Annotated in this window: 23 protein-coding genes; 12 read left to right on the top strand and 11 right to left on the bottom strand. The window is 34.1% G+C overall.

Annotated elements, in window-relative coordinates; all coding sequences use genetic code 11:
* Positions 1–162: 162 nt before the first annotated feature.
* The 4 genes from rpsL (at position 163) to H7355_RS09455 (ending at position 3781) form a co-directional block, all read left to right on the top strand.
* Entirely contained in the window at positions 163–576 is a 414-nt protein-coding gene (rpsL, locus tag H7355_RS09470; protein ID WP_130609868.1) for a 30S ribosomal protein S12, read from the top strand.
* 146 nt (positions 577–722) lie between these two features.
* Positions 723–1196 (top strand): 30S ribosomal protein S7, encoded by a 474-nt coding sequence (gene rpsG / locus H7355_RS09465; protein WP_130609864.1) that lies wholly within the window; start codon positions 723–725, stop codon positions 1194–1196.
* 812 nt (positions 1197–2008) lie between these two features.
* On the top strand, positions 2009–3142 hold the full coding sequence (locus H7355_RS09460) for a hypothetical protein (RefSeq protein WP_186646857.1): 1134 nt from the start codon (positions 2009–2011) through the stop codon (positions 3140–3142).
* A 243-nt stretch (positions 3143–3385) separates the two neighbouring features.
* Positions 3386–3781, top strand: coding sequence for a VOC family protein (locus H7355_RS09455; protein WP_186646856.1), 396 nt, complete (start codon positions 3386–3388; stop codon positions 3779–3781).
* 51 nt (positions 3782–3832) lie between these two features.
* On the opposite strand, the gene H7355_RS09450 is transcribed toward H7355_RS09455, so the two are convergent.
* A complete protein-coding gene (locus H7355_RS09450) occupies positions 3833–4714 on the bottom strand; it encodes a hypothetical protein (RefSeq protein WP_186646855.1) in 882 nt (293 codons plus the stop codon).
* A 174-nt stretch (positions 4715–4888) separates the two neighbouring features.
* Here H7355_RS09450 and H7355_RS09445 point away from each other — a divergent pair, with 174 nt between their 5' ends.
* Entirely contained in the window at positions 4889–5623 is a 735-nt protein-coding gene (locus tag H7355_RS09445) for a phospholipase A (RefSeq protein WP_186646854.1), read from the top strand.
* Here H7355_RS09445 and H7355_RS09440 read toward each other — a convergent pair whose 3' ends face one another.
* Positions 5624–6868: a dicarboxylate/amino acid:cation symporter gene (locus H7355_RS09440; protein WP_186646853.1), complete on the bottom strand. Its 1245-nt coding sequence runs from the start codon at positions 6866–6868 to the stop codon at positions 5624–5626. It lies immediately after the preceding gene.
* 589 nt (positions 6869–7457) lie between these two features.
* Here H7355_RS09440 and H7355_RS09435 point away from each other — a divergent pair.
* Positions 7458–8732, top strand: coding sequence for a GAF domain-containing protein (locus tag H7355_RS09435; protein ID WP_186646852.1), 1275 nt, complete (start codon positions 7458–7460; stop codon positions 8730–8732).
* Between the two features lie 36 nt (positions 8733–8768).
* On the opposite strand, the gene secA is transcribed toward H7355_RS09435, so the two are convergent.
* Positions 8769–11303, bottom strand: coding sequence for a preprotein translocase subunit SecA (secA, locus tag H7355_RS09430; RefSeq protein WP_186646851.1), 2535 nt, complete (start codon positions 11301–11303; stop codon positions 8769–8771).
* 188 nt (positions 11304–11491) lie between these two features.
* Here secA and H7355_RS09425 point away from each other — a divergent pair, with 188 nt between their 5' ends.
* The gene (locus H7355_RS09425; RefSeq protein ID WP_186646848.1) at positions 11492–11860 is read left to right on the top strand and encodes a hypothetical protein; all 369 of its coding nucleotides are present in this window, start codon (positions 11492–11494) and stop codon (positions 11858–11860) included.
* Between the two features lie 2 nt (positions 11861–11862).
* Here the strand turns inward: H7355_RS09425 and H7355_RS09420 are convergent, their stop codons facing one another.
* Positions 11863–12600 carry an ABC transporter ATP-binding protein gene (locus H7355_RS09420; protein WP_186646847.1) on the bottom strand — a complete coding sequence of 246 codons (738 nt, stop codon included), beginning with the start codon at positions 12598–12600 and terminating at the stop codon, positions 11863–11865.
* A gap of 20 nt (positions 12601–12620) precedes the next feature.
* A complete protein-coding gene (locus tag H7355_RS09415) occupies positions 12621–13376 on the bottom strand; it encodes an ABC transporter permease (RefSeq protein ID WP_186646846.1) in 756 nt (251 codons plus the stop codon).
* 65 nt (positions 13377–13441) lie between these two features.
* Between H7355_RS09415 and H7355_RS09410 the strand changes: the two genes are divergently transcribed.
* Genes H7355_RS09410 through H7355_RS09400 form a run of 3 tightly spaced genes read left to right on the top strand, consistent with a single transcriptional unit; the run spans position 13442 to position 16657 of the window.
* Complete coding sequence (locus H7355_RS09410; RefSeq protein ID WP_186646844.1) at positions 13442–14761, top strand: lytic transglycosylase domain-containing protein; 1320 nt, start codon at positions 13442–13444, stop codon at positions 14759–14761.
* Positions 14758–16320, top strand: coding sequence for a M17 family metallopeptidase (locus H7355_RS09405; RefSeq protein WP_186646842.1), 1563 nt, complete (start codon positions 14758–14760; stop codon positions 16318–16320). Before H7355_RS09410 ends, H7355_RS09405 begins: the two co-directional genes overlap by 4 nt.
* Positions 16321–16363: 43 nt before the next feature.
* The gene (locus tag H7355_RS09400; RefSeq protein WP_186646840.1) at positions 16364–16657 is read left to right on the top strand and encodes a hypothetical protein; all 294 of its coding nucleotides are present in this window, start codon (positions 16364–16366) and stop codon (positions 16655–16657) included.
* Between the two features lie 417 nt (positions 16658–17074).
* Here H7355_RS09400 and H7355_RS09395 read toward each other — a convergent pair whose 3' ends face one another.
* Together H7355_RS09395 and H7355_RS09390 are read right to left on the bottom strand one after the other, a co-directional pair.
* Positions 17075–18055, bottom strand: coding sequence for a tetratricopeptide repeat protein (locus H7355_RS09395; protein WP_186646838.1), 981 nt, complete (start codon positions 18053–18055; stop codon positions 17075–17077).
* 109 nt (positions 18056–18164) lie between these two features.
* Positions 18165–19139, bottom strand: coding sequence for a polyprenyl synthetase family protein (locus tag H7355_RS09390; protein ID WP_186646836.1), 975 nt, complete (start codon positions 19137–19139; stop codon positions 18165–18167).
* 158 nt (positions 19140–19297) lie between these two features.
* On the opposite strand from H7355_RS09390, the gene rpmG reads away from it, so the two are divergent.
* A complete protein-coding gene (rpmG, locus tag H7355_RS09385) occupies positions 19298–19465 on the top strand; it encodes a 50S ribosomal protein L33 (protein WP_130609813.1) in 168 nt (55 codons plus the stop codon).
* A 46-nt stretch (positions 19466–19511) separates the two neighbouring features.
* On the opposite strand, the gene H7355_RS09380 is transcribed toward rpmG, so the two are convergent.
* From H7355_RS09380 to H7355_RS09370, 3 genes are all read right to left on the bottom strand, one after another.
* The gene (locus H7355_RS09380) at positions 19512–20609 is read right to left on the bottom strand and encodes a sensor histidine kinase (protein ID WP_186646834.1); all 1098 of its coding nucleotides are present in this window, start codon (positions 20607–20609) and stop codon (positions 19512–19514) included.
* 18 nt (positions 20610–20627) lie between these two features.
* Positions 20628–23228 carry an endopeptidase La gene (lon, locus tag H7355_RS09375; RefSeq protein WP_186646832.1) on the bottom strand — a complete coding sequence of 867 codons (2601 nt, stop codon included), beginning with the start codon at positions 23226–23228 and terminating at the stop codon, positions 20628–20630.
* 96 nt (positions 23229–23324) lie between these two features.
* Positions 23325–25031: a pyridoxal-dependent decarboxylase gene (locus tag H7355_RS09370; protein WP_186646830.1), complete on the bottom strand. Its 1707-nt coding sequence runs from the start codon at positions 25029–25031 to the stop codon at positions 23325–23327.
* A 217-nt stretch (positions 25032–25248) separates the two neighbouring features.
* Between H7355_RS09370 and H7355_RS09365 the strand changes: the two genes are divergently transcribed.
* Positions 25249–25584 (top strand): HU family DNA-binding protein, encoded by a 336-nt coding sequence (locus H7355_RS09365; RefSeq protein ID WP_130609800.1) that lies wholly within the window; start codon positions 25249–25251, stop codon positions 25582–25584.
* A gap of 9 nt (positions 25585–25593) precedes the next feature.
* Here H7355_RS09365 and H7355_RS09360 read toward each other — a convergent pair whose 3' ends face one another.
* Entirely contained in the window at positions 25594–25932 is a 339-nt protein-coding gene (locus tag H7355_RS09360; protein WP_130609797.1) for an integration host factor subunit alpha, read from the bottom strand.
* Positions 25933–25969 lie beyond the last annotated feature (37 nt).

The raw sequence follows: 25969 nt of genomic DNA, 5'->3' as shown, positions 1-25969 counted from the left end.
ACTTTATAAGGACTTTTGTCTCATAAAAAAAGGTTGACTTTGACGGAGATCCTCACTAATGTGTGGAGCTTGCAAAAAGGCGACTTTATGCACACTTTTTTCTTTAGCCAAATAGATTAAGTGTAAGAAAAACAGACGGATACATACAAGGAAAGGTTTCGTATGCCAACTATTAACCAGCTTGTCGCGAGTGGTCGTACACCTAAGGCTTATCGCAGCAAGTCCCCAGCACTCAAAGAGTGCCCACAACGTCGTGGCGTTTGTACACGCGTTTATACAACAACACCTAAAAAGCCAAACTCTGCGATCCGTAAAGTTGCAAAAGTTCGCTTGACAACAGGTATTGAAGTTATTTCCTATATTCCAGGTGAAGGCCACAACCTTCAAGAACACTCCGTGGTTCTTGTGCGTGGCGGTCGTGTAAAAGACTTACCTGGTGTGCGTTACCACATTGTTCGTGGTGCACTTGACACAACCGGCGTTGCAAAACGCCGTCAATCCCGCTCTCTTTATGGCGCTAAACGTCCTAAAGGAGGCGCTGCGGCTGCTGAACCTGCTAAAAAAGGTAAAAAGTAAGCACAGTTACGCTCTAGGTGAGATTTGTTGCTCCCTGCCTGCAATATGGCGAACACAACAAACAGAAGCAAACACTGTGTTCTGCTTTTGAGTAAAGGTTTCAAAGAAACTTTGAAGTTTCTCTTTTTTTAGAAGGAATTTAAACTATGGCACGCAGACGCCGCCCGATAAAACGTGAAGTACTTCCAGATCCAGTATTTGGTGACACACTTGTCACTAAATTCATTAACTGCATGATGGAAGATGGTAAAAAAAGCGCAGCTGAGAAAATTTTCTACGGCGCTATCGAAATCGTAACTCAAAAAGCACAAGATGAAGAAGCTATTGCTGTTTTCAAACGTGCTCTTGAGAACTTGAAACCACAAGTTGAAGTTCGTACCCGCCGCGTTGGTGGTTCTAACTATCAAATTCCTGTAGAAGTCCGTCCTGAGCGCAGACAAGCTCTTGCACTTCGTTGGCTTATTTCTTACTCTCGCTTACGCAATGAGAAATCTATGCGCGATAAGCTTGCTGCAGAAATCCTCGATGCTGCAAACCGCCGTGGTGCTGCTATTAAGAAACGTGAAGACGTTCATAAAATGGCAGAAGCAAACAAAGCATTTGCTCACTACCGCTTCTAATTTCAAACATCTGCAACCAATTTGTTTTTCTTGCAAAGTATATTTGGCAAAAAGGCTCCGCTTCGGCGGGGCTTTTTTTATTATGGTGGTGAATAAATTATCACTTCGTTTAGTATTAAAATCGACGGTTGGTGCATAAATCATCAGTTAGTTTTATCTTAATTTCGACGGGTAAGAGTAAGAAAAGACTCTTCAGGGCAGAATTGCTGGCCGCAAATGCCCTTCAGAGCTATTCTCTTACTCTCCCCTCTAACTTAAACTGTTCGCAGCTTTTATGATTTATGCAATATACTATCGATTTAACGAGCACTGATGATTTCTGCTAAGTTACTTTAGCTAGGCTTCGTGTATTTGCATAAATGAATTGTGCTCAGCGAAACTTCTGAAAGTTGATTAATAATGATTAAATTATTCTTAGTATTTGAATAAAAATAAGATTAACTATGATAAAAAAGATTTTTTTAATGTACTCTTTTTTACCTTGGCTCAAATTGTTCGAATTCTTGATGTATACCTTGTTTTTTAAAAACTAACCTTATTTTATATATTTTATTTCGTAATAATCAATAATTTTAAAGTATTAAGACATTGTTTTTAAATAAAAAACCAAAAAACGGGGGCTTAATGGTGTCAAAACTCAACTACCGTATCAGAGAGGATATCTCTTAAAAGTTGGTTTTTAATTTCTTAATTATGATATTTTAATGCTTGACTATCATACAAAATATGAATATTAAATTCAGGATTTATTTTTTTAACAAATAATTAATGTTTATTAATTATTTGTATTTTCTTAATAAAGGTTACTTTTTATGCGTTTGTTTTTTTTGCTTTCTATTTTATTATATCAATTTTTTTTAAATCTCCAGGCCAATTCAGCTCCATTCAAGGCTATAACTGATAATATTATTTATTTAGATGTAGATAATTATAAAAAAAATAATCTTTTTTTAAATTCAAAAATAACTTTGCTTTTCCCAATTGATTTACCGATAATCAATAATCAATCTGAAACATTGCGTATTGATTATATAGAATCAAATGTAGATGAAATGTCAATTGATTCTGATGAGTTTTTAAATCCATGTGAAGATATTCAATTTCATTTTTTATCAAACACAAATGCTAGAAATGTTGAAATTGGTTTTGACAATAATTCTAATAAAAATTTATGGTTTATTGAAAATAGATTAAAATGTGAATATCAAATAAGTTGGAATAATAGCATGGATAATCATGCGTTTATTTTAAACTTTGAGAAACGATCTTCAGAAGAATTTAATAAAATCAATAAAAATATTCAATTTGGCGTTGAATATAGAAATCTTAGAGCAATTCCAACTAAATCTACTCTTCCTTCAATATCAAATACTAAACCAGAAAATAATTGTGAAATTGAATATAATAAATATCCAGAATCAGTTTCAGTCATTACAAGTCAGCCTGCAAAAAGTAGTGAACCGCTTTTGCTTAAGCAAGCAACAGCGACAGGACTCATTGCAGGAACAGCTATCGGTGTTCAAGCTACAAATTCCCATGAAAAATCAAGAAATAGTTGTTGTTCAAGTTCATCAGATTGCGGCACTTGTGATTGTAGTGGGCTTTCAGTTTGTTGCCAAGGTGATAGTTCAAGTTGCGCAAATTGCAGTGCATCTTTTTGTGAAGGAGTTCTTGAAGGATTTTGTGCTCCTATTAAAGCGATTGGCGATTGTATAGGTGATAGTTCTAGTTGCGCAAATTGCAGTGCATCTTTTTGTGAAGGAGTTCTTGAAGGATTTTGTGCTCCTATTAAAGCGATTGGCGATTGTATAGGTGATAGTTCAAGTTGCGCAAATTGCAGTGCATCTTTTTGTGAAGGAGTTCTTGAAGGATTTTGTGCCCCTATTAAAGCGCTTGGCGATTGTATAGGTGCTTGTTGTGAAGGTATGGGTAATTGTGGCGATTGAGGCGATTTCAGTTTTTAAGAGATTCATCCTTAAATTGTATATTGTTCGTGCATACTTCTTCAAGGAATGTAATGTGCAATTCTTATAGTTCTGTTGCAAAAATATCCAAGTAACTCAAATAAGGTTATCTAACCGTTTTTATAAATTCCCCGAAGGAGTACTTCCAAAAAGCCTGTTAATTTTATGACATTGCTCTCCATTTTCTATGATATGATAAAAACAAAATTTTAAGAGCGGTGTTCAATGCATACTGCATTTTTTGTCAGTTTATCAGTAAAAGATTTAGATAAATCTAAAGAGTTTTTTAGCAATCTGGGATTTTCCTTCGATTCTAACTATACCTATGAAAATGCAATATGTATGATTATAGGGAAAAATTGTTACGTTATGCTTATAAATGAGCCCGTATTTAAAAAAATTGTTGTCAAAGAACTTTGCGACCCTCTTACACGTAAGGAAACTTATGTAAGTATTGCTGTATCTACGAAAGAAGAAGTAGATGATTATGTCAAAAAAGCAATCAAATTTGGTGCTACAGAGCATGAACATCTTTTAGATAAGAATGATTATAGTTTTATGTATGTTAGAGGGTTTTCTGACCTAGATGGACATCTATGGATGATCACTTATTTTGTATGAGCCAGATTCAGTTCACTTATGGATGAAAATTTATATCAATTAAGTATTAAATTAACGAGAATTAAAGGTATATCCTATACTCAAAATAAATTCACTCATCACAAGCACATGGTCAGCAACGCCTTGATAGACAGGAACATTAAACATCCTTGCAATGGCTTCTTTAAAAGTAAATTCTAAATAAAAAGGTTTCCAGAAAACGAACTGTAAGCCAGCTTCAACCCCAGTTGTTACACCATTGAGTTGCCACCAACCTGAGGTTAAACCAAACCAATTACCAAAAACTAAGCCACCATTATTATTTTGCATACCAAAAATAGAGTTGTCTGCATGCGGGAGCATAATACCCGCTCCAAGTTTTAGCACTGCATTGAGGCTGTAATCTTGGTTTACTTCACCTGCTAATGAAAATCTTCTTACAATATTAAACATAATATGGTTGGCGCCGTTGTGTAAATCATACCGAAAATAACTAGTTGATAGCTTTTGATACATATCGACGCTTTGACCACCGATTGTTCCTGTAATGTGAGCATTTTGATCTATAACAGAGCTAAATTTTGTGTGATCAAAACTAAATTCAAGAGCATAATTTCTTTTTGCATCAATAAATCGGCCAATTCTTAGATTCCATTGTGGTGTTGTTATTTCTGGTGTGAATATGCTATAGCCTGTGTCCCACTGGGGATAATCTACCGCATGGACATTATGGACGGTAAAGTCATTATTAAGTGATTTTTGCACAACATGGATGTCCGTTGGGCGCCAAAAATCTTTGTTGTACCCCCAAGAAATGTACCACTCACCGCCAAAAAAATGATTATCATCGTCGTTAATATTTATATTTTTTTGCTCATCATTGGGAATTTGCTCAGAAAATACATGAATATGAAAGATAATAAATATCAAAGAAATTAAAAATTTTAAACGCATTGAAGTTCTCATTATTTCTACCGAAAGAGAGAGAGTATCTTTATTATTTTAGAAGATATTTATGAATATTCTTACTAATAGGAAAAATTTATAATGTCAAATAAATGAATAAAATACTAAATTTTTATGTTGGATATTTTTAAATACTAAATATTTATTGAGTTTAATTAAATTATGTTTGAATTATATCAAGATAATTATATTTTACCATATTATTATACTGTCAATCCCTATTATAGTCTTTACAATCAAATGTCTGTAGAAAATGAACCTGTTGAAAGTAAGGAATTCAAAGCACAATTGAGTGTCTATGCTCCTATTTATGAATGGGAGCACATTTCTTTGAATGCGGCATTTACTTTAAAATCTTTCTGGCAACTATATGAAATTAGACCTTGGTTTCGCTCAAGCGATTATAATCCAGAAGCTTTTGTTTTATATAAAATAAATGGAAATAATAAAGCGAGTATAGGCTATTCCCATGAGTCAAATGGATTAGGTACCAATTATGAAATGTCTTGGAATCGAGTGTATGGGAAATATAATTATGATCAAAAAGATTTTTCATTTGAGTTTATGGCTTGGATTTTGCCTGTTGATAATGAAACAACATTTACTCATCACTCAGAAAAAATAGAAAACTATCTTGGCTATGAAAAAATTACTGGATCTTATAGAATTGGAGATTTCGAAACAAAGGTTTCGATACAGAATATTGAAAATATCGATCGTATCCAAATCACTGCGTCGCAATCTTATAATTTTTATCGTGATTATTCTCTATACTTTCAATATTTTTATGGCTATGGACAGAGCTTACTTGAGTTTAATCATTTTACCCAGGCGTTTGGGATCGGTATTCAATTTCTCAATAATGAGAAGAATAAAGAATGTAATTGTCCAAAATAATTAACGCTGTTTAGTAAGCCAAATCTGGATTAATTTAGTGCAAACAAGGTGTCCCCAAATATTAACTGATGTCCTTACTCGACCTAAAACAGCGTCTATAGGAAACAGAATAGCAACAGTAGTGGGTGGAACTGAGATGGTTTTCAGCACTGTGACGGTTGCAATAAATCCCGCATTTGGAATTCCAGTCGTCCCTAAACCTGTGATCACGGTGGTAATATAAATTAAAAAAATGTTTAATCCTGATATTTCAATGCCAAGGACTTGAGAAACAAAGAGAGTCGCAGACGAAACATACAAAGCAGAGGAGCCAAGATTAAATACTACTGTTAAAGGAAGGGCGAACTTAGCAATCGTTTCATCGATTTTTTGAGTTTCTGCAGCTATGAGCATAACCGGTAGAGTTGCGAGTGAGCTAGCCGTTGCGAAACCGGTCGAGACGCAACCAATTGACTGAGTCAAAAAAGTATTGGCATTTTTTCCAGAAAGAATTCTTAAAATAATAAACTGTAAAACACAGAGTATCACACATCCTAAAAGAAATATAATTAAAAACTTGAAGATACCTAGCATGTCTTCAGCTAAGTTTCCTTTTAAGAGTGAAGAAGAAACTGAGTTACCAATCAGGGAAAAGAGAGCAATTGGAGTCAGTTTCATAACAAAAGAAATCATACCCATTAGAATTTCTTTAAAACCACTGCAAACTTTTAAAGCAATTGAGACAGAGTTTTTGTTAAGCATACGCAATGCTACAATTGAAAAAAATATACCAAAGACAACGATCGGGAGTATTTGTGAGCGTATAGCAACTTCACCTAAATTCGCGGGAAACATTCCAAGAATAAATTCAGAAAAGCCTAAGTTTTTTGATGAGTCAGTTAATAATGCTTGTAAATCATGTCCCATCAGGCTTGGATTAACACCTATGCCAGGTTTAAGAAACAAACTTAGTAACAATCCTATAAGAGCCGCAGAGGCGACATTTATAATAATAATTAAAATTGTTACTTTACCAAGGGATCCTAATTTAGAAATATCGCTTAATGAAGTAATTGCGCCTACGAGTGCAAGGAAAATAAGGGGCAAAACTAACATCATGAGTGTGTTCATGAAAATTTTGCCAATCCACTCAATTGATTGAATAAAATTAGGAACAAAATACCCGCAAAGACCTCCAAAAAAAATAGAAAGTAGAAGAACGATGAGATCCCTATCTGATTTTTTCTTGAATAACTTGCCAAACATATAAGTTCCTAAAATTAATTTAAAGTAGATAATTTTTTGCCTAAGTTTTTGTAATAATAAACTTGGGCATATTTACCATAAATATAATTGTCCTATTTTGTTTAATTGTCAATTTTTATAAGTGGTAGACTAATAATTAAATCACTAAAGACAAATGTTTTTGGGATATTAAGAGAATTTACATATATTTTAAAAATTATGTCACTATTTTGTTGTCAAATTTGAAATGAGAATTTATATTGTAAGTTGTTGAAGTTTTATTTTAGATTAAAAATCAAGAATAAAGCTAAGGCAAAGAGAAGTAATTTTGAGTAATATATAACTTTTTAATTTTTCTTTTAAAATTAAAAAGTTATTGTTGTATGGTTCTTAGAGTATCTTATTTTTGTCTTAATGAATAATTTAACGCTTTTGTTAATAGAAAGTGATTTATTTGCAAGTTTATTTGTTTTTCTACAATAAGGGCTAGTGCCTATTATATATATTAATATAAATAAAATTATTAAAAATGAATTAAATTAAGACAAGAATATTTTTATAATAATTATTTTAAAAATGACTATTATATCTTTGCTTTCAGGAAAATCATATGAGCTTATCTCAGCCTACACATAATAAAGTTAATTTAATACCTTATGATGAAAAAGAACGTTTAGAAGTCCTCCGTAACTACAACTTTTTGCAAGAGCTTATTGGAAATGATTTTAGAAAAATTAATTTTCTAGCTATGCAAATATTTAAGTGTCCTATCTCAGCAATTACTTTTGTTCAAGAAAATAGTGTTCAACTTATTTCAAGTATGGGATATTCAATCAAAGAAGTGCCTAGACACTGCTCTTTCTGTAACTATACTATTTTAAGTGATGATGTTTTTATTGTGTCAAATACTTTGAATGATCATCGTTTTTCAGAAATACCTGCCGTGCAGGAACGAAATATTCGATTTTATATTGGCGCACCTTTAATTACTCATTCAGGTCATCGAATTGGCTCGCTTTGTGTATTAGGAAAAACACCTAAAAAGGTCACAAAATATCAAATTATTTCCTTAAAATATCTTGCGAAATATGCAATGCTTCTGCTTGAAAATAAAAGAAATGAAATCAATAAAAAATTGGCAGAAAAAAATTTAATAAATGAAGTATGTTTAAAAAATGAAAAGTTATTTCAATATGAACAAAATGTTTTTTGTAATGTATTAACTGTGCAGGTATTAAATGAAGTTAATAGAACATTAGCTGATATATATATAAAATCAATAAAAACGTCATCTATCTTAGTTCGGAAGGAATTCAATAAAAATATTGTTCTTAATGATGTCGAATCGATCTCAGTTAAAAGTTTTAACACAGCGAAAAAAATAAACTCCATTAAAACATTATATAGAAATTTGTCTCAAAATAATATCCAAATAACAAATATGTCCAACATAATTGAAACTGTGAATTTATTTTTCTTAGATAAAATTAAAAGTCATGAAATTCAATATAATATTGTGATGGATGTTGATCCCAATCTTGAATTCGAATGCAGGCCTTCATCTATAGTATATATACTTCTTTATTTAATAAATAATTCGATAAAGATTTTAAAATACAAAAAATGTAAATGGATAGAGTTATTGCTTACTGAATTTACAGATAGAATAGAATTTTGCTTTATGGATAGTTGCAATCGTTTTGAAAGGGGTCTATTTCATAAAGATGATATTATACCAAAGCATCAATTTCACAATCAATTCTATTTTATTGATATTAAATTGCTTTCAAATATGATCGATAGACAAGGTGGGTATCTAAAATTCGACAAAATATCTGACAACACAAATATTATATTTGTGTTGCCCAAAAGAGTCGCTTCTTAGCTTCTTTAAATAGTTTAGATAATCTTTTTATAATAATTAAATTGTATTTAAATTGCTATACATAGCTTTTTTGCGTTCAATTTCTTCTTTTTCTTCTAATTTGTGCTCAAATGCATCCTCTGGATCTTGATGTTCTGCTTGAGAGTTTTTGAGTTCAAGTCTGGCCTTCTTTTCCACTTCTGCTTTAGCTTCAGCAATAAACTTCTCTGCTAAATTTGGTTGAACTCTGAAGATCATTTGGAGCGAATCTTGTTTAATAGCACTGATGAGTCTTTTAAAGAGTTCGAAAGCCTCGTTTTTATATTCCTGTAATGGATCTTTTTGTGCATAACCACGTAAACCAATCCCGTCTTTAAGATGATCGATATTTAATAAATGATCTTTCCACCAAGAGTCTATGGTTTGTAGCATAACCCAGCGCTCAATATCACGCATTTGTTCTTGACCAAAAAGATTTTCTTTCTCTTCGTATTCAGTCATTAATTTCTTGCTAATCAATGCATAAAATTCATCTCTCGTAATCTCGTTATTTTTTCTTTCAGCTTCGCTGAACGGAATGGCTTTGTTGAAACTGCGAAAAAGGACTCTTTCTAAATTACGAAAATCGACAGTCACTATTTCGCCTGGTAAGCCTGAAGGTGGAGCAAAATCATCACAAATAGTGCGGGCAAATTTTTCGATTGGTTCTCCTGCAAGAATTTCTTTTACATTTTCTTTTCTGAGAATCCTCATACGAGCTGCATAAATTGCTTTTCTTTGCTGATTTAAAACGTCATCGTATTGGAGAAGTTGTTTACGAATATCATAATTAAAACCTTCCACTCGTTTTTGCACTTTACCAATGACATTGGTTAAGCGAGGGTCGTGGATTGCCTCATCACCAACAAAACGTTCCATAATAAATTGATTTGCTTTGTTATTAAATCTGCGCATAAGTTCATCTTCCCAAGAAAGAAAAAACTTACTTGCACCTGGGTCTCCTTGGCGACCCGAGCGTCCGCGCAGCTGATTGTCAATTCTTCGGCTTTCGTGACGCTCGGTTCCGATTACGTAAAGTCCTCCGAGTTCAGCAACTCCTTCGCCCAAAATAATATCAGTTCCACGGCCAGCCATATTAGTGGATAATGTAACACGGCCTTTTTGGCCAGCTTGTGCTATAATATGCGCTTCTTGTTCATGATGTTTTGCATTTAGAACTTGATGTTTGATGTTTTTCTTTTTTAATAACTCGGAGAGCAATTCACTTTTTTCAATGCTCACTGTACCAACTAAAATAGGCTGACCAGTCTTATGAATTTTTTCAATTTCATCTGCAACAGCATTGAATTTAATTGTCTGTTTTAAAAATAAAACATCATCGTGATCTTTACGAATCATTTGTCTATTTGTAGGAACGACAACAACATTTAATTTATAAATATTGTGAAACTCGACAGCTTCGGTATCAGCTGTTCCTGTCATACCAGAAAGTTTTTCGTACATTCTAAAATAATTTTGCAGTGTCACTTGCGCAAGAGTTTGATTCTCGGCTTGAATTTGCACATTTTCTTTTGCTTCCAAAGCTTGGTGCAATCCGTCTGAAAAGCGACGACCGTGCATAAGTCGACCTGTGAATTCATCAACAATAATTATTTGTCCATTTTGCACGATATAGTGATCATCTTTGCGGAAAAGAACGTGAGCGCGCAGTGCATTGTTACATGCATGAACGAGCTCATTGTGCTCAGGATCAAAAAGATTATCTATATTTAAACGTTTTTCAACTTTAGAAATCCCTGCTTCAGTTAAAGCACATGCACGAGATTTTTCATCGACGGTGTAATCAATTTCTTTTCTCAATCCACGTATTGCATTATTTGCAACAAGATATTTATCTGAGGACGTGTCTGAAGGACCACTGATAATCAGTGGCGTTCTAGCTTCATCGATTAAAATGGAGTCCACTTCATCCACAATTGCAAAATGATGACCACGTTGACAAAAATCTTCGAGGCGAACTTTCATATTATCTCGTAAATAGTCAAAGCCGAGTTCGTTATTGGTGCCGTAAGTGACATCACAAGCATAGGCTTCTTGTCTCTGGTGATCGTTCATGCCAGAAAGTATACATCCCGTTGTTAAGCCGAGAAAACTATATAAACGTCCCATTTCTTCGGATTGAGTCGATGCAAGATATTCGTTAACGGTTACGACATGCACGCCTTTTCCAGAGATCGCATTGAGATAGACTGGTGCGGTTGCTGTTAAGGTTTTTCCTTCACCAGTGCGCATTTCTGCAATTTTTCCTTGGTGAAGTACAAAACCACCAATAAGCTGAACATCAAAATGTCTTTTGCCAAGGCAACGTTTACTGGCTTCACGAACAGTGGCAAAAGCTTCTGGAAGAAGTGAATCCAGTGTCTCTCCCTTTTTATAACGAGCTTTATATTCTACTGTTTTGGCTTTGAGTTCGTTGTCGCTGAGCAATTGCATTTTGGCTTCAAGCATATTTATCTTTGTAAGGATTGGCGCAGTGTTGCGCAATTCTCGATCGTTTTTGGTTCCAAAGAGAGACTTGAGAATATTTAACATGACTAAGAATTTATCCTTTCAACAAAGTAAACACATACTAAACCAGAGGTCTTTTAACACACCTCTCAGGTCTGTGCCAATTTTAGAAACAAGGTGCCAATTCTTTCCTCTTATTTCAAGTTAAATCCATCCGACAAGGGGAGATGTTATAAAAGAGCTTTGCCGATTTCTATTTGGAAGGGGAACCAATGGCCAACATACCTCAGGAAACATATGAAGAAGCTGGAGAGGAAGGTCTTGACTCTTATGCTCTCGATCTTGAATCTCCAAGAAATGTGACCGATGACAATGGCCTGAATGTCAATTTTTCAAAACAAATTGAACAGATCTTTGATACAATGACACGAATTGGTGGGGAAGTGTGTAAATTAAGAGCGGAAATGGATGGCTTGCTCGAACAAAATACATTGCTCATGGATTCATTTCATAAATTAAAAGATGTTTTAAATGAAAAAGGTTTTTTAGATATTGATGACTTTCAGTTGGCTTGTGATGTTTTTGATGAATCAAACACTAAAACAAGTAGTTCACATTTTATTAAAAAAATATCACATTAAGTTTAAATGTTTTTTCCTAAAATTAATAAAATATCTTCTTCTAAATTTTTATCATTCGATATTATTTCATCATAGTTAAATTTTCTGTAAACTTCAGCAGGTGTTCCTTGTAGAACATTAATTTCATTTGACAGTAAAAGAGCTTCGCGCACATCATGAGTGACGAGAATGGCATATTTTCCTGTTTCTTTTATTTTTACCCGTAACCAATCTTGTAAAAGACGTCTCGTGTGCGCATCTAAAGAAGCAAATGGTTCATCTAATAATATAGCTTTTGTATCAAGGACAAGTGCTCTTGCAAAGGCAACACGTTGTGCCATACCAAGAGAAATTTCATCAGGATATTTTAAAGCATGTTCATGCATTTGTACAATTTTTAAAGCATTTATAGCAATTTCATCTTTACTTTTATTTTCTGTAATTTCCTTTTTTTTTGTAATTGCTAATTTTATATTTTCAAGAATATTTTTCCAGGGAAAAAGTAATGGTGTTTGAGGGACCATTGAAAATAATGTTTGTTTAGAATTCCATTCTTTAAAATTAAATAAATTATTATTATGTAAAATATGGCCAATTGCGCCAGTTTCCATCCCCATAAGCACACGCAGGAATGTTGATTTTCCACAGCCTGAAGCACCAATTACAGTTGTAATTTGTCCTTCTAACAATGAAATATTTATATTTTTAATAACAGGTATTTTATTTTTATAGGAGTATTTATCTATATTAATCTGAATCATAATTTAAATTACCTATTTATTCAATGCTTTGCTGTTTTCCAAAAGATTACTTTCTTTTGTATGAGTGACACCAAAGATGTGCTAGCAATGCTTATAACAACAATTACGAAAACGGCTGCAAGCATTTTATCAGTTCTATATGTTGATTGAGATCGTAACAAATAAACACCAAGACCATTTTCGCTTCCCATAAGTTCAGCTAAAGCTGCTGAGCCAAATGAATAACTTACGCTGATTTTTAAAGCATTAAAAAAACCAGGTAGGGAATAGGGTAGATAAATATGAAAAAATGCCTTTATTGGTTTTATATAAAGCATTTCAACAACAAGATGATATTCTTTTTTAGCTTCTAAAAGATCATGTTGTAAAACAAGTGAAATTGGAAATGAACAAGTCAATACAACTAAAATTACTTTTGGTGCTATTCCTAAACCGAACCAGATCATGAGTATCGGTGTGAAAACAAGATAAGGGACACTTTGAGAAATAATTAAAATAGGTGAAATAAATGAATGAAATATTTTTGATCTAAAGGAACAAATCGAAAGGAGCAGACCTAGCAAAATAGCGAGAGCGACACCTATCATCCATTCTTTTAAAGTTGTGGATGTATTCTGTAAAATTGTTTCCCAGTCAGTCAGCAAGACATCGAAAACTTGAGATGGAAGTGGGATAATATAATTTGGTACTTTAGCTTTATGTAGGATCAGCTCAAGTATGAAAAGCAATAGCACGCTAAAAAAGACTGGTAAAAACCACTTAAATATGCGAAACATACTATGCCTTTCATGTTGTTGTTTTAAGCTAGAAGCAGAAATCTGCTTCTTTCCGAGGATTTAATATGTTTCTAAAAAATTTGCAAATGAACCGAAAGTCAGTTTTCTCTACGATTGTAATAATTTCGCAGGTTGCTCTGTTTGCAAAAACTTTTGCATTGGATCTCAAAATCGATTTGCCACCTGAAGAAGGCAAGTATCCAGTGCTTTATTACAATCCACTTGTCAATCAAAATTTAGATGCAGAATTAAAAAATAATTCTGTTGATAATAAAAAAGCAAGTATTACACAAGAACAAAATAAGAGAATTAAAAATACAGTTATTGCTGAAAATAAAGAAGTTAAAAATGTAGATCTTTTTGATATTCCTCCACCACCTCCCTCATTAAAAGTAAATCGGGCACAAAGGAATATTAAAGTTGGGTCAATACAAGATAAAAAAAAAGAAAAAGATATAGCGTCAATAAAAAAAGCACCCGTAAACAACGAAAATTTTCCAATGCTCCCGTGCATCGTCGATAATGTTAATTTTTGGAAAAGAGTTTATATAGAAATTGATACAAATGAAGCATTTATCCACGATAAAGATAAACTAAATCGTGTATATGCAAAAATAAAAATTCCACAAAATGCAGCATTGAGAACACAGTTTGTGAAAAATGAGAGGGAAAAATATGTTAACTTATTGGATAGTCTTTCTAAAAAATTGAAAACTCCAAAGAAATGGACAATTGCCGAAAGAAATATTGCAAAACTCTTTCGTAAAGGCGAGTTAACGCAGAAAAATCTGATAATAGCGCAAGACAATATTCGTATTCAATCAGGCCTGAAATCTCAATTTGAAGAAGGAATTCAGCGTAGTTTAATACATATGCCTGTTATTTTTCCTGAAATTAAGAAAAGTGCTCTACCGTTAGATTTAGCTTATTTACCTCACGTAGAGAGTAGCTATAATACAAGAGCTGGTTCTAAAGTGGGTGCAGAAGGTCTTTGGCAAATTATGCCAGGCACAATGCGACACATAGAAGGTGAAGCATTTGTAAGTAAAAGGACGGATCCAAAAATCTCGACTCGTGCTGCTATGAAAATATTAAAATCAGATTATGAAAAAATACAAAGCTGGCCATTGACTTTAACTGCTTATAATCATGGAGTTAATGGAATGTTGCGCGCGATTTCTGAAACGGGGTCGCGAGATTTATGTAAAATAATTGATCATTATGACTCTCCTTCATTTAAATTTGCATCCACCAATTTTTATGCTCAGTTCCTTGCTGCTCGTAAGGTAGCTATGCAAAGATATATTGTCTTAGCAAAAAAAGGAGAATCCAGAACAGTGCTTAAACGTACGCTTCTCAGTTCACAAGGTGGAAAATTAAAATGAATTTTTTTTCGGATTATTTGTTATCCTCTTCATTAAATGTCGAATTATTATCTGATGCAGAATATAATAGTTTTGCCAAAGGGACAGATGGTATATTAGTCAATATTTTAAGTGAAGATGAATTTTATCGCAATTCATCTTTATATTTGTTTGCGCGCAAGATTTTTGGCGAGTTTAAATTAAAAACTCTTTATCCCTACGACTCGAATGGCAAAGAGTTTTTTTTTGTTGTCCCAAAAAATGAGCCGAAAAAATTATCCCATGAGAAACCAGGTAGAGCCCATATAGCAAGTTATATTGGTAGTATATTATCCACACAAATCTCTGCATATATCATACAGAAGCAAAATTCTTATGCATTTTTAGTTTCTTTATCAGATGATATTAAAAATCTTATTGCAGAAAATAATTCTGAATTCATAGTTGGCCTACTACAAAAATCTATTTCTAATAAAATTAAAAAAGTTAACGAGAAAAGTGAGCAGCAAAAGAAGATTATTCTATCTGAAAAAATATTTTCACATGAATGTTATCAAAGGGCAATTGCACTATCCGATGCCATGACTTATACCAGAACTTTTATCAATATGCCCCCCAATTTATTAAATCCAGAAACTTTCGAGGTTATTCTTAGAATATTAGTCAAGAATGAATGTGAAAAATTAAGAGATCCTAATCATATTCAGATAGAAAATTGGGATTACGCAAAACTTGAAAAAGAAGGCTGCGGGCTAATATGTGCTGTTGGAAAAGGCAGTGTGGTTAAACCTAGACTGATTAAATTAACATACTCTCCCAAAAAGTTGTCGCAAAATATTCCTCACATAGCTTTGGTTGGCAAAGGAATAACGTTTGACTCGGGTGGTTATGACATAAAACCTTCGGCAAATATGCGAAACATGAAAAAAGATATGGGAGGAGCGGCAGCTGCTTTGGGAATTTTTGTGGCCTGTTCTCGTATGAATTTGCCATTGCATTTAACCTGTTGGTTGCCTTTGGCAGAAAATATGATCTCAAGTGAAGCAATGCGTCCTGGGGATATTTATAAAGCAAGAAATGGTTTGTTAGTCGAAATTGATAATACCGATGCTGAGGGACGACTTGTTTTAGCCGATGCAATCTCGCTTGCTTGCGAAGAAAAGCCTCATTGGCTTATTGATTTAGCAACACTCACGGGTGCTGCACGGATTTCTTTGGGGACTGCAGTTGATTCACTTTTTGGCAATCATACTGAAACCACTGAAGTGTTGCAAAATGCAGCAGTCGAAACTGGAGATTGGGTTTGGTCAATGCCTCTGCCTGAAGACTATGGTTCTTACTTCGATTCCTCTGTTGCCGATTTTATGAATGGAAGTGTTTCGAGCTATGCAGGATCTATTACGGCAGCTCTTTTTCTCAAAAAATTTGTAACAATAGATAAATGGAACCACATAGATACCTTTATGTGGTCGGATCGTTCTATAGGGCTTTGGTCCGAAAGTGGTCCGACAGGTAAATGTGTCAGGCTAGTGACAAAAGCGATTGAACATTACATTTCAAAAAGTCAAAAACTCTCTTAATATAAATTAATTAAGTTCTTTTTTAATAAGGAGCAAAAGATTTATGTCTGAAATGCAAACACCAGAAGCAATTGTTAACATGGTTAGTTTGCGTTTAAGAGAAATTATTCATGATATTAACAATGCTCTTTTTGTTACGAAAGGTTTTTTAGAAGAATTAAGCGATGACGTGAAAGAAAAAAAATATGCCGATCCCAAATTCGATCATGAAAACTTTAATGATATGATCGCTACTATTTCGAGAAACGTAGAAAAAATAGATCAAAATTTAATTAAACTCAGAAAATTTGCAAAAGAAGAAGTGTTTGAAAAAACAGGTGTGACAAAAACTGTGTAGTTTTTATAAATAGAAAAAAAATAAGCCGCCGTTTTGTTCGGAAACCGGCGGCTTCGTCGTCTCTCGGTGGAGAGAAAGTGATAGGAAAATGAGAAAGGACAATGCTAAGGCAAGAGTTCAAAAGGAAGGTTATTATTCTCTTTTAAGGAAGGACAAAAATACTGTCCGAACGACAATACTCTTGGGTTACCTTGTAGGTTTCCATGCCGAAGACATAACATGATCTTAGCTAAAGTGCAAGAAAAAACTCAATTCTTTTTAGACTTACAATTTAAAATGAAGAGGAAATATTATACAAAAATTAATAATTATATATACTTAATGAGTGTACTAGTCTTTGGAGATCTTAATATCCATTTTGAGATAGTGAGTAAATATTCATTTACTATCAAGTTAATTCATTAATAATATTGCATTTCATTTTGAATCACGCATTCTCAGCATGCCTTCTCTGGCATTTTGTGCATCATTGCTTTGTGGTGCAAGGGCAATGACCTCTTGATATAGATCGGAAGCCTTATTTTTTCGGTCCATTTTTTCATATGTTTGTCCTTCTAGCAGTTTAGCATGTGAGAGTTCATGACTGGCTGGATATTTTAAATAAAATGTCTTTAATTCATTTAAAACATTGTTGTACTCGCTCATTCTCAACCATGCTTCAGCAGCTAAAATATTGGATTTCCCAGAGTCATCATAATTTGGAAAGTTTTTTTTCATTTCTTCAAGAGTGACAATTGCTTCTCCAAATTGAGCTTGTTGAATCTTAATTTCTGCATTTGCTAATAATTGTGCTGCACTCATTGGGTTTGAAGAAGGCTGTGTCACCTCCATTTTTCCACCGTCTTTTGAGATTGAGTTGGGTCTTTCTTCAAGCCCATAGCGGCTTTCTAGAATATCAGGAAACATGGATTGCCCGGTGGAACTTGAGGGTGATTTGCTTGAAACATTGAGGTCTTCGAAAATACCAGAGCGTAAACCTCTTTTAATTATTTCTATTTCCCTTTTATTTGTTGAGATTATTTCACTTAAACTAAAAACATCGTTCCGTAGTTGAGTTATAACTTTTTTTGATATTCTATTGTCTTGAATGAGATCGTTGATTTGAAACATCAGTGTTTTATTATCTTTCTCAAGTTTTATCAGCCTTTTTTCTTGGTCTTTATTGATATTCTCTAGATTATCGATTGTTTCAATTTTAGCGAATTGGCCAAAATCAGGAAGTGCCGGAGCTTTTTTTTGTGCACCATTTGCAGGACTGCCATCAGCTGTTTTTTCGTCAGTTCCATTTTGTGAATCATCTTCTGAAACAGCTTTGGGTGGTGCAGAAGTGCATGAGTAAATACAAAATGCGAAGATACAGATTGAGAAGAGATAATAAAAAGAATTTTTCTTTTGCATTTTTGTTTTTCCTCTTTTTAATAAAACATAAAAATTAATTTATTATAAATTATATTTTAACAATAGAGGATGAATTATTTGCATTATATATAAGAAATTTTAACAGTTTTTAATGTGACCGCTGTAAAAGCATTTTAATTTGCTCTATCAGTAATGATTTATATTCTAAGAATTCATTTGAAAAACTCTCAAATACTTTATCGAGCATGCTCAATGCACTTTCGGTTTGGCTTGCTGCAAGTGAAACAGCTTCTTCCATGCCAAGTAAATGCGGAGCGGTCATCTTCTCTTGAGTTTCATCTTTTCCGGCTGTTTTTCCAAGTTCTGCACTTGATTTGGTCATATCAAGAATATCATCGATGATTTGGAAAGCGAGTCCTATACTTATGCCAGCTTCATGGATAAGAGAACGCAACTCTAAAAATTGAGCAGGGTTAATTTCTAATTTTTGCGCAGATAGTCCACAAATAAATCCGAGTTCGAGGCAAGCGCCTAGCATTTTACCCGTTTTATTTCTATGAACTAATTCCATTTGCTCCCAGACTACCTTTTTGTTCCCAGTTAAAGAGATATCGAGCCACTGCCCCCAAACCATACCTTCTGCTCCTGCCCCTTTAGCCAATGCTTGAATCAAATAAGCGGTATAATGTTGATTTTGCACATTAGAGTATTGAGTTTCTGCTAAAACTGCAAAAGCTTGGGTGAGTAAAGCATCGCCAACGAGCAAGGCTTTTGCATCGCCATAGATCTTATGGGTTGTGGGTTTCCCACGTCTTAAATCATCATTATCCATACAAGGAAGATCGTCATGCACCAATGAGTAGGTATGGATTTTTTCCACAGCGAGAGCAGCTTTAAAAGCTGTTTTAAGCCCATCTTTGCCTCCAAATGCACCTGCCGTAAGAAGGACGAGAAGAGGACGTATGCGTTTCCCGCCTGCTTGAAGAGGATACATGTAAGCTTTTGATATTTCATTGGAAATATCGCTAGATGCCGGATTTGTTTCCAATTTTAAATTGTAGTTTTCAAGTACGTGATTGAATTCGTTCAGAAGATTTTCTATATGAGCACTATTTTTTAGCATTTTTTACCTCTAGATGTGAGTGCCACTTGCCCTTAAAAGAATTTTCTCTATCATATACTCACAGAAACTGCTTGCAAAAAGTTGATTTTGTTTGTAGGGTTTGCGCCACTGCGTTTTTTTAACGCGTACATGAAAAAAAGAATCTAGGAGTCAATTAAATGCGCGATATTATTAAGCTTATTTGTAGCGGTGACGGAAAAATTTCTTGTTCTGGCAATAATCTTTATTCCACTACAAAAAATAAAAAAGCTTCTACAAAGAAGCTAGAACTCAAAAAATTCTGTAAATATTGCGGTAAACATACGCTTCACAGAGAAAGCAAATAATTTGCTTTCATAAAAAGCCACCTTATTTCAATATGAGGTGGCTTTTTTATTTTTTAAGTGGAAATTTTAAGATAAATTCACTTCCTTCGTTTATAACGGATTCTACTGATATGCTTCCGCCATGCTGTTTAACTAACGAATAAGTTATTGAGAGACCAAGTCCTGTTCCCTCACCAACAGTTTTTGTTGTAAAAAACGGATCGAATATTTTATTGATAATATCAGGATGGATTCCACAACCAGTGTCTTTTATTTTAATGCAGACAAAATCATTTTCTGTGGATTTTTCAATTTCTATGACACCGCCATTTTTCATTGCTTGAATTGCATTTGAAATTAAATTTAAAAATATTTGTCCTATCTGGCCATTATTGCCATAAATTGTATCATCTTGGTTGTCTAAAATATCCCAGACTACTGTTATATTCTTTTGTGTTAATAATCCTTTAGCTAACTTAACAGTTTTTTGTATTTCATCAAGCAATTGAATTTCGTTTTTAACTTCTACATGTGCTTCAAGTCGAGCAAAATTTAATAAATTTTCAACGATTTCCTTGCACTTTCGCGCCGCAATTTCTATTTGTTCTAAATCCTCTTTGTGCGGATTTTCTTCATCCATTTCTGATAAAACTATTTGTGTAAATGCTAAAATTCCTGCAAGTGGACTATTTATTTCATGCGCAACTCCACCCGCAAGCTTGCCTATCGCAACTAACTTATCTGAATGAGCCAATGTTTTTTGCAAGTTTTTTTGGTCAGAAATGTCTCGATAATGAACAACAAATCTTAGATTATTATTTTTTTCATTTGCTGGAACATAATGGACAAGTATCTCAAATTCTTTATTTTCTATAAGACAATCAGTTGTCCATTTAATATTTTTTTCATTTTCATTTACTTTATTAACGAGACAATGATCACATGGTGAATTTCTTTTTGCAAATATTTTATAACATTTATTGCCAGGTATTTTTGTAATTTTATCTAACTTATTATTTTCAACCATGTAAAAATAAGCTTTATTTTGTCTTATTATATTGTAATCGCTATCAATTAGAATAAGGGGATCAGCAATGGCGTCTATCATAGAGAGCCATTGCTGCTTGAGATCTTCCATGAAATTATAATTATCGTTGGAAGTCATTTGGTGATTTCAAGCTTTTCAATGATGAATTAAAGGTTGATTGTTCTTTGTACTGGTGACTCCCGCTAGTGCAAGAGCTTGAGAATTTTTCAAGCGAGTTTCTAATGCATCATCATGTTCCCAAGCAATTGCATGTAATAAAACAGTGTCCATATGATCAACTGGAACAACTTCGAGATCTTGGATAATATTTTTTGGAATTTCTAGGAGATCTCTTTCGTTTTCTTTAGGTATGATCACACGTTTTATTCCACCACGGTGTGCAGCAAGAAGTTTTTCTTTCAAACCACCAATTGGTAGAACACGTCCACGCAGTGTTATTTCGCCTGTCATAGCGACTTCACGATTGAATGGCTTTTTAGTCAAAGCACTGACAAGAGCGGTTGCCATTGTTATGCCTGCACTTGGGCCATCTTTTGGAATTGCACCTTCAGGAAAATGCACGTGGATATCTATTTTTGAATAGAATTCTTCCTCTAATCCCAAAAATGCAGCACGAGAACGCACATAGCTAAAGGCAGCTTGGGCAGACTCTTGCATGACGTCGCCTAATTTTCCTGTGATTTTTAGATTTCCTTTTCCACTCATAACAGCAACTTCTGTGACTAATAAATCTCCTCCTACCTCAGTGTAAGCGAGCCCTTGGCCAATGCCAATTTCATTGCTTAATTCTTTTTCGCCAATACTGTATTTTCTTGGTCCTAAATATTTTTGCACAAGAGCTGCATCGACTAGAGGTGCTTTTACCCCTTCAAGAGTTGAGAGTTTTGTTAATTCATTTGTTTCTTTATTATTTGCTTCTTTTTGTGAAGAATCTTTAGCAGCATTCTCTTTGTTAGCAGCAGATATATCTTTCACATTTGATTCTTTATTTTGAGCAGTAGTTTCTTTAACTGTTGAGGTTGTTTTGGGTGAGGTTTTTTTATGATTTTTCAATAACTCTCGCGCAATTTTCCTACAGACGCTTGATATCTCTCTCTCTAAATTTCTAACGCCTGCCTCACGCGTATAATAGCGTACCAATTCTTCAAGGGCAGAGTTTTCAAATTTGAGTTCGGATTTATCAAGACCATTGGCTTTGATCGATTTTTGAATAAGATGTTGCTGTCCAATATTGATCTTTTCTTGTTCAGTATAGCCACTTAAATATATAATTTCCATACGATCAAGCAATGGTTTGGGAACTCCGCTTAAGCTGTTTGCTGTTGCTATAAAGAGAGCTTGAGAGAGATCGTAATCTAGGTCGAGATAATGATCATTAAAAGCATGATTTTGTTCAGGATCAAGAACTTCTAACATTGCGCTCGATGGGTCACCTCTGAAGTCTGAACTCATTTTATCGATTTCATCAAGCAATATAACTGGGTTACCGCTGCCTGCTTTTTTAATTGCATTGAGAATTTTACCTGGCATAGCTCCAATATATGTGCGTCTGTGTCCACGGATTTCAGCTTCGTCACGGACGCCACCGAGGGCAATCCGGGAAAATGTCCTACCAGTCGAACGAGCTACACTTTTTGCGAGACTTGTTTTTCCAACACCTGGAGGGCCAACTAAACAAAGTATGGGCCCTTTAATCTTGTTAGAAAGACTCGTGACAGCTAGATATTCGAGAATTCTTTCTTTTACCTTTTCAAGACCAAAATGATCTTCGTTTAATACTTCTTCAGCAAAATTTTGATCTTTAATCGTATTTGCGTAATCAGCCCAAGGTAACGAAAGCACAGTGTCTATATAATTTCTAACCACGGTCGCTTCTGCACTCATTGGGCTCATGCTGCGCAATTTTTTAACTTCTTTTTTAAGTTTTTCACGAGCTTCATCGCTTAATTTTTTGGCTTTAATTTTGCTTTCAATTTCTGCAATTTCAGTGCGAATGTCATCGGCATTGCCTAATTCTTTTTGAATAGCATTCATTTGCTCATTTAAATAATATTCTTTTTGAGTTTTCTCCATTTGCCGTTTGACACGCGCTCTAATTTTCTTTTCAACTCTGAGAATTTCAATTTCAGATTGAATTATGCTGAATATTTCTTCAAGTCTTTTAGCTGGATCAACTGTTTCTAAAATCCTTTGTTTGTCAGCTAACTTTAGATTTGCAAGTTGAACAACTAAAGTGTCAGCAAGACGGCTTTCGTCTTCGATACTCGAAATGGAAAAAACCATTTCAGGCGGAACTTTTTTATTCAGTTTGACATAAGTGTCAAAGGCTTGTTTAACAGTGCGTACCAGAGCTTCGTTTTCTGCGGAACGACCAGAAGGCTCTTGAATTTCTGTTACATCAACTACGAGCATATCTGTTGATTCAGTGTATTTAAGAATGCGACCTCTTTTTTTACCTTCAACTAGAATTTTAACTGTGCCATCGGGCAGTCTGAGTAATTGTAATATCTGAGCTATTGTTCCAAATTCATAAATTTCTTCGGGGAGGGGGTCATTGGATTTTGGTTTTTTTTGTGCCGCTAAAAAAATTTCTCTATTTCGAGCCATTGCATCATCGAGAGCTTTAATACTTTTTTCCCGTCCAACAAACAGCGGGACAACTGTGTGTGGAAATACAAGCAATTCCCTCAAAGGCAAGAGCGGTAAGGTTCGGCTTGTCGTTTTTTTATCAGCCATATTGAGCTTCTCCTTTGCGGTCTTGATTATATGTATACCTTCTCAATCTATTCTATGCCATCCTAACAGTTTGGCAATACTAAGAGACTTAAGTCTTTAAATCAGAAAATCACTAAAGAAACGAACGGCCTCAGCCTCTTCTTTCATAAGTCTTTTGCGGATTTTTGCAAAGTGCTTATTACCTAACGCTTCTTGCTCTCTTAGAATTTCGGCTAGAGTTTCTTTGTTTGTGAGTGGGTGAAAAGGCACAGCTCGCAGTACGACAATTTCCTGACTTTTCCAAATAGTTTGAAGAGTTGTGCGAGAAACAAAACTTTTACCGTTTTTCCTCTGTTCTTTTTGAAGGTTAGTATTGATTATGTTGAGCGCTGAATTTATTTTTTTTGTAGCTCTTAAAAAATCGGACTTTTTTCCAAAATAAAATTTTTTCAATTCATTTCCAAAATTTTTATTTTCTAAAAAATGAATTTTCTTTGCTAATTCCATACGCATCTTTAACTCTTTTGGAATAAATCTATATGTTACTATACTCGTTTCGGGTTGACTTGTGAGCTCAAATGAAGGATGAGCAGAAGCTAACTGAGCGAGCATAAAAGCATTTTTAATAGCATTATTAATGAGAGTCTCATATCCATCACGACCAAAAACTTTGAAGGAAAACCAAAGTTTAAATGAATCAAATCGACGACTTCCTTCTATACTTGTCTTTCCGAGGTCCACACTGCCTTCACGGATGATATAATGAGCAGATTGGCGAATGGAGTTTAATGAGTGCTTATTTTTAAATAATACAGCGCTTTGAGACATCGTAAGATACATAAATTTATGTCCATCTACGACAACTGAATCTGCATATTTTATTCCATTCAATAAATTTTTATAAGTTTTGCTTAAAAGAATTGCGCCTCCCCAAGCAGCGTCAACGTGAAACCAAATCTTATTTTCTTTACAAATTCGCGCTAAAATTGAGAGTTCATCTACATTTCCTGTTTCTGTGCTTGCAGCAATGCCAATTATTGCAATGATTTTAACATTATTAAGAGTTAAATTTTTAATTCTTTTTTTTAATTCAGTTATATTGATTTTATTTGTAAAATGATGACAGGGAATTGATATGACGTTTTCTTCGCCAATTCCCATGACAGCACAAGCTTTTTTAATTGAATAATGTCCTCTTTCGCTTACTAACACCACAGCACGATCACAACGTGCTTTTTTATACGATAAATAAACACCTTTTCTATGAATCTCTGGAAATGCATTATTTCGTGCAGCAACTAATGCTGTAATGTTTCCGATTGTGCCTCCGCTGCAACAATTGCCGACTGCGACTTGGGAACTTTGTAAAATTTTTTTATAGAAATTTTCGCTTTTCTCATAAATAAGTCTATGTAACCAGCAGAGAGTTTGCATTTCAACAAAGGTTGCTGAAAGTGCTGTTTCTATTTTTACCACATTTTGATTTAAAGCGCTTATAATTAGGTCACAAATTAAAAGAAAATGTGGAGAGGCTCCTGTCATATGTCCTATAAATGCGGGATGCGAGACGTGAACTGAATTTTTAATTATATTTTCAATAGTTTCATTTAAAACTATGGGGATCGTTTGGCCTTTATCCGGAATTTTTGAGGAAATAAATTTTTTAGAAATTTCACTCGGTAATTTATCGGAATGGATTTTAAATCCATTATGATTCTCAAGGAAATCAAGAATAGCTTTCAGAGCGATAGATACCCATTTTTGGAATTCCATATCGTTTATTGATGAATGGAAATATCTAGATATGAGCGAAGAAATATCCATATTTATTTCAATCCTAAAAAGGTGAGACAATGACATTTCAGAACATTCTTTTCAGATGATTCTTACTCTTTCGGACATATCACTTGTCTATAAAAAAACTTTTCGGCATTTTGTTTCAGATTTTTTTGCTGCAAATCTTGCATTAAGCAGGAATGAAATGTAAGTAGAAATTTCCGAGTATTCGGGTTTTTAATTAACACATGGAGTTATTTTTATTATGGCTAAAAGCAAAAGCACACTCACAACTGTCCCAACAAGTTCTATCATTGCAGACGTTTCAGCACGTTTTGAACAACTTCCAAAGAAAATGACTAAAGAAGTAATTTCAGCTTTTCTTGAAGCTATTGAAGAAAATGTAGCAGGTGGGCATAAAGTTCGTATTGATAAAGTCGGAATTCTTACTTGCAAAGATCGCGCAGCACGTAAAGGTCGTAATCCACAAACTGGTGAAGAGATTAAAATCCCTGCGTCTAAAAAGATCAGCTTCCGCGTTGCGAAATCTTTGAAAGAAAGAGTTGGAGTTGCAAAGAAGACTACGGCTAAAAAGAAATAATATTTCTTTTTATTCGTTGTAATCGTCGTCAGCCCCAGCCATTACGAGCTTGCTATCATCAAGATTAGCGTTATTTACGGCCTCTCTGAGCTTTTCAGAGGGGTGGAAAGTAACAACTCTACGTGCAGATATTTCAATGCGCTGTCCTGTGTGCGGATTCCGTCCAGGACGGCTTCTTTTTTCGCGCACAACCCATTTGCCAAATCCGGAAATTTTAACTTCTTCTCCATTTTCTAGTTTAGATTTAATGGACTCTAAAATGGTTTCTACCAAGTTTTTCGCTTCTTGCGAAGAAAATTGAGTCCTGGAACGAATTAATTCAACAATCTTGTCTTTGGTTAGAGTCATAATCACCCTCTCTAAGATAACTTGCTAGAACCTTTGT

The organism is Fluviispira vulneris, from assembly GCF_014281055.1.
GTDB lineage: Bacteria > Bdellovibrionota_B > Oligoflexia > Silvanigrellales > Silvanigrellaceae > Silvanigrella > Silvanigrella vulneris.
Note: the sequence above shows the minus strand (reverse complement) of the source record. Positions and strands in the feature narration are given on the sequence as shown.

Excerpts from the sequence above, each read along its gene's own strand:
- rpsL (WP_130609868.1), top strand. The coding sequence starts at position 163 with ATGCCAACTATTAACCAGCTTGTCGCGAGTGGTCGTACACCTAAGGCT.
- rpsG (WP_130609864.1), top strand. The coding sequence starts at position 723 with ATGGCACGCAGACGCCGCCCGATAAAACGTGAAGTACTTCCAGATCCA.
- H7355_RS09460 (WP_186646857.1), top strand. The coding sequence starts at position 2,009 with ATGCGTTTGTTTTTTTTGCTTTCTATTTTATTATATCAATTTTTTTTA.
- H7355_RS09455 (WP_186646856.1), top strand. The coding sequence starts at position 3,386 with ATGCATACTGCATTTTTTGTCAGTTTATCAGTAAAAGATTTAGATAAA.
- H7355_RS09450 (WP_186646855.1), bottom strand. The coding sequence starts at position 4,714 with ATGCGTTTAAAATTTTTAATTTCTTTGATATTTATTATCTTTCATATT.
- H7355_RS09445 (WP_186646854.1), top strand. The coding sequence starts at position 4,889 with ATGTTTGAATTATATCAAGATAATTATATTTTACCATATTATTATACT.
- H7355_RS09440 (WP_186646853.1), bottom strand. The coding sequence starts at position 6,868 with ATGTTTGGCAAGTTATTCAAGAAAAAATCAGATAGGGATCTCATCGTT.
- H7355_RS09435 (WP_186646852.1), top strand. The coding sequence starts at position 7,458 with ATGAGCTTATCTCAGCCTACACATAATAAAGTTAATTTAATACCTTAT.
- secA (WP_186646851.1), bottom strand. The coding sequence starts at position 11,303 with ATGTTAAATATTCTCAAGTCTCTCTTTGGAACCAAAAACGATCGAGAA.
- H7355_RS09425 (WP_186646848.1), top strand. The coding sequence starts at position 11,492 with ATGGCCAACATACCTCAGGAAACATATGAAGAAGCTGGAGAGGAAGGT.
- H7355_RS09420 (WP_186646847.1), bottom strand. The coding sequence starts at position 12,600 with ATGATTCAGATTAATATAGATAAATACTCCTATAAAAATAAAATACCT.
- H7355_RS09415 (WP_186646846.1), bottom strand. The coding sequence starts at position 13,376 with ATGTTTCGCATATTTAAGTGGTTTTTACCAGTCTTTTTTAGCGTGCTA.
- H7355_RS09410 (WP_186646844.1), top strand. The coding sequence starts at position 13,442 with ATGTTTCTAAAAAATTTGCAAATGAACCGAAAGTCAGTTTTCTCTACG.
- H7355_RS09405 (WP_186646842.1), top strand. The coding sequence starts at position 14,758 with ATGAATTTTTTTTCGGATTATTTGTTATCCTCTTCATTAAATGTCGAA.
- H7355_RS09400 (WP_186646840.1), top strand. The coding sequence starts at position 16,364 with ATGTCTGAAATGCAAACACCAGAAGCAATTGTTAACATGGTTAGTTTG.
- H7355_RS09395 (WP_186646838.1), bottom strand. The coding sequence starts at position 18,055 with ATGCAAAAGAAAAATTCTTTTTATTATCTCTTCTCAATCTGTATCTTC.
- H7355_RS09390 (WP_186646836.1), bottom strand. The coding sequence starts at position 19,139 with ATGCTAAAAAATAGTGCTCATATAGAAAATCTTCTGAACGAATTCAAT.
- rpmG (WP_130609813.1), top strand. The coding sequence starts at position 19,298 with ATGCGCGATATTATTAAGCTTATTTGTAGCGGTGACGGAAAAATTTCT.
- H7355_RS09380 (WP_186646834.1), bottom strand. The coding sequence starts at position 20,609 with ATGACTTCCAACGATAATTATAATTTCATGGAAGATCTCAAGCAGCAA.
- lon (WP_186646832.1), bottom strand. The coding sequence starts at position 23,228 with ATGGCTGATAAAAAAACGACAAGCCGAACCTTACCGCTCTTGCCTTTG.
- H7355_RS09370 (WP_186646830.1), bottom strand. The coding sequence starts at position 25,031 with ATGGATATTTCTTCGCTCATATCTAGATATTTCCATTCATCAATAAAC.
- H7355_RS09365 (WP_130609800.1), top strand. The coding sequence starts at position 25,249 with ATGGCTAAAAGCAAAAGCACACTCACAACTGTCCCAACAAGTTCTATC.
- H7355_RS09360 (WP_130609797.1), bottom strand. The coding sequence starts at position 25,932 with ATGACTCTAACCAAAGACAAGATTGTTGAATTAATTCGTTCCAGGACT.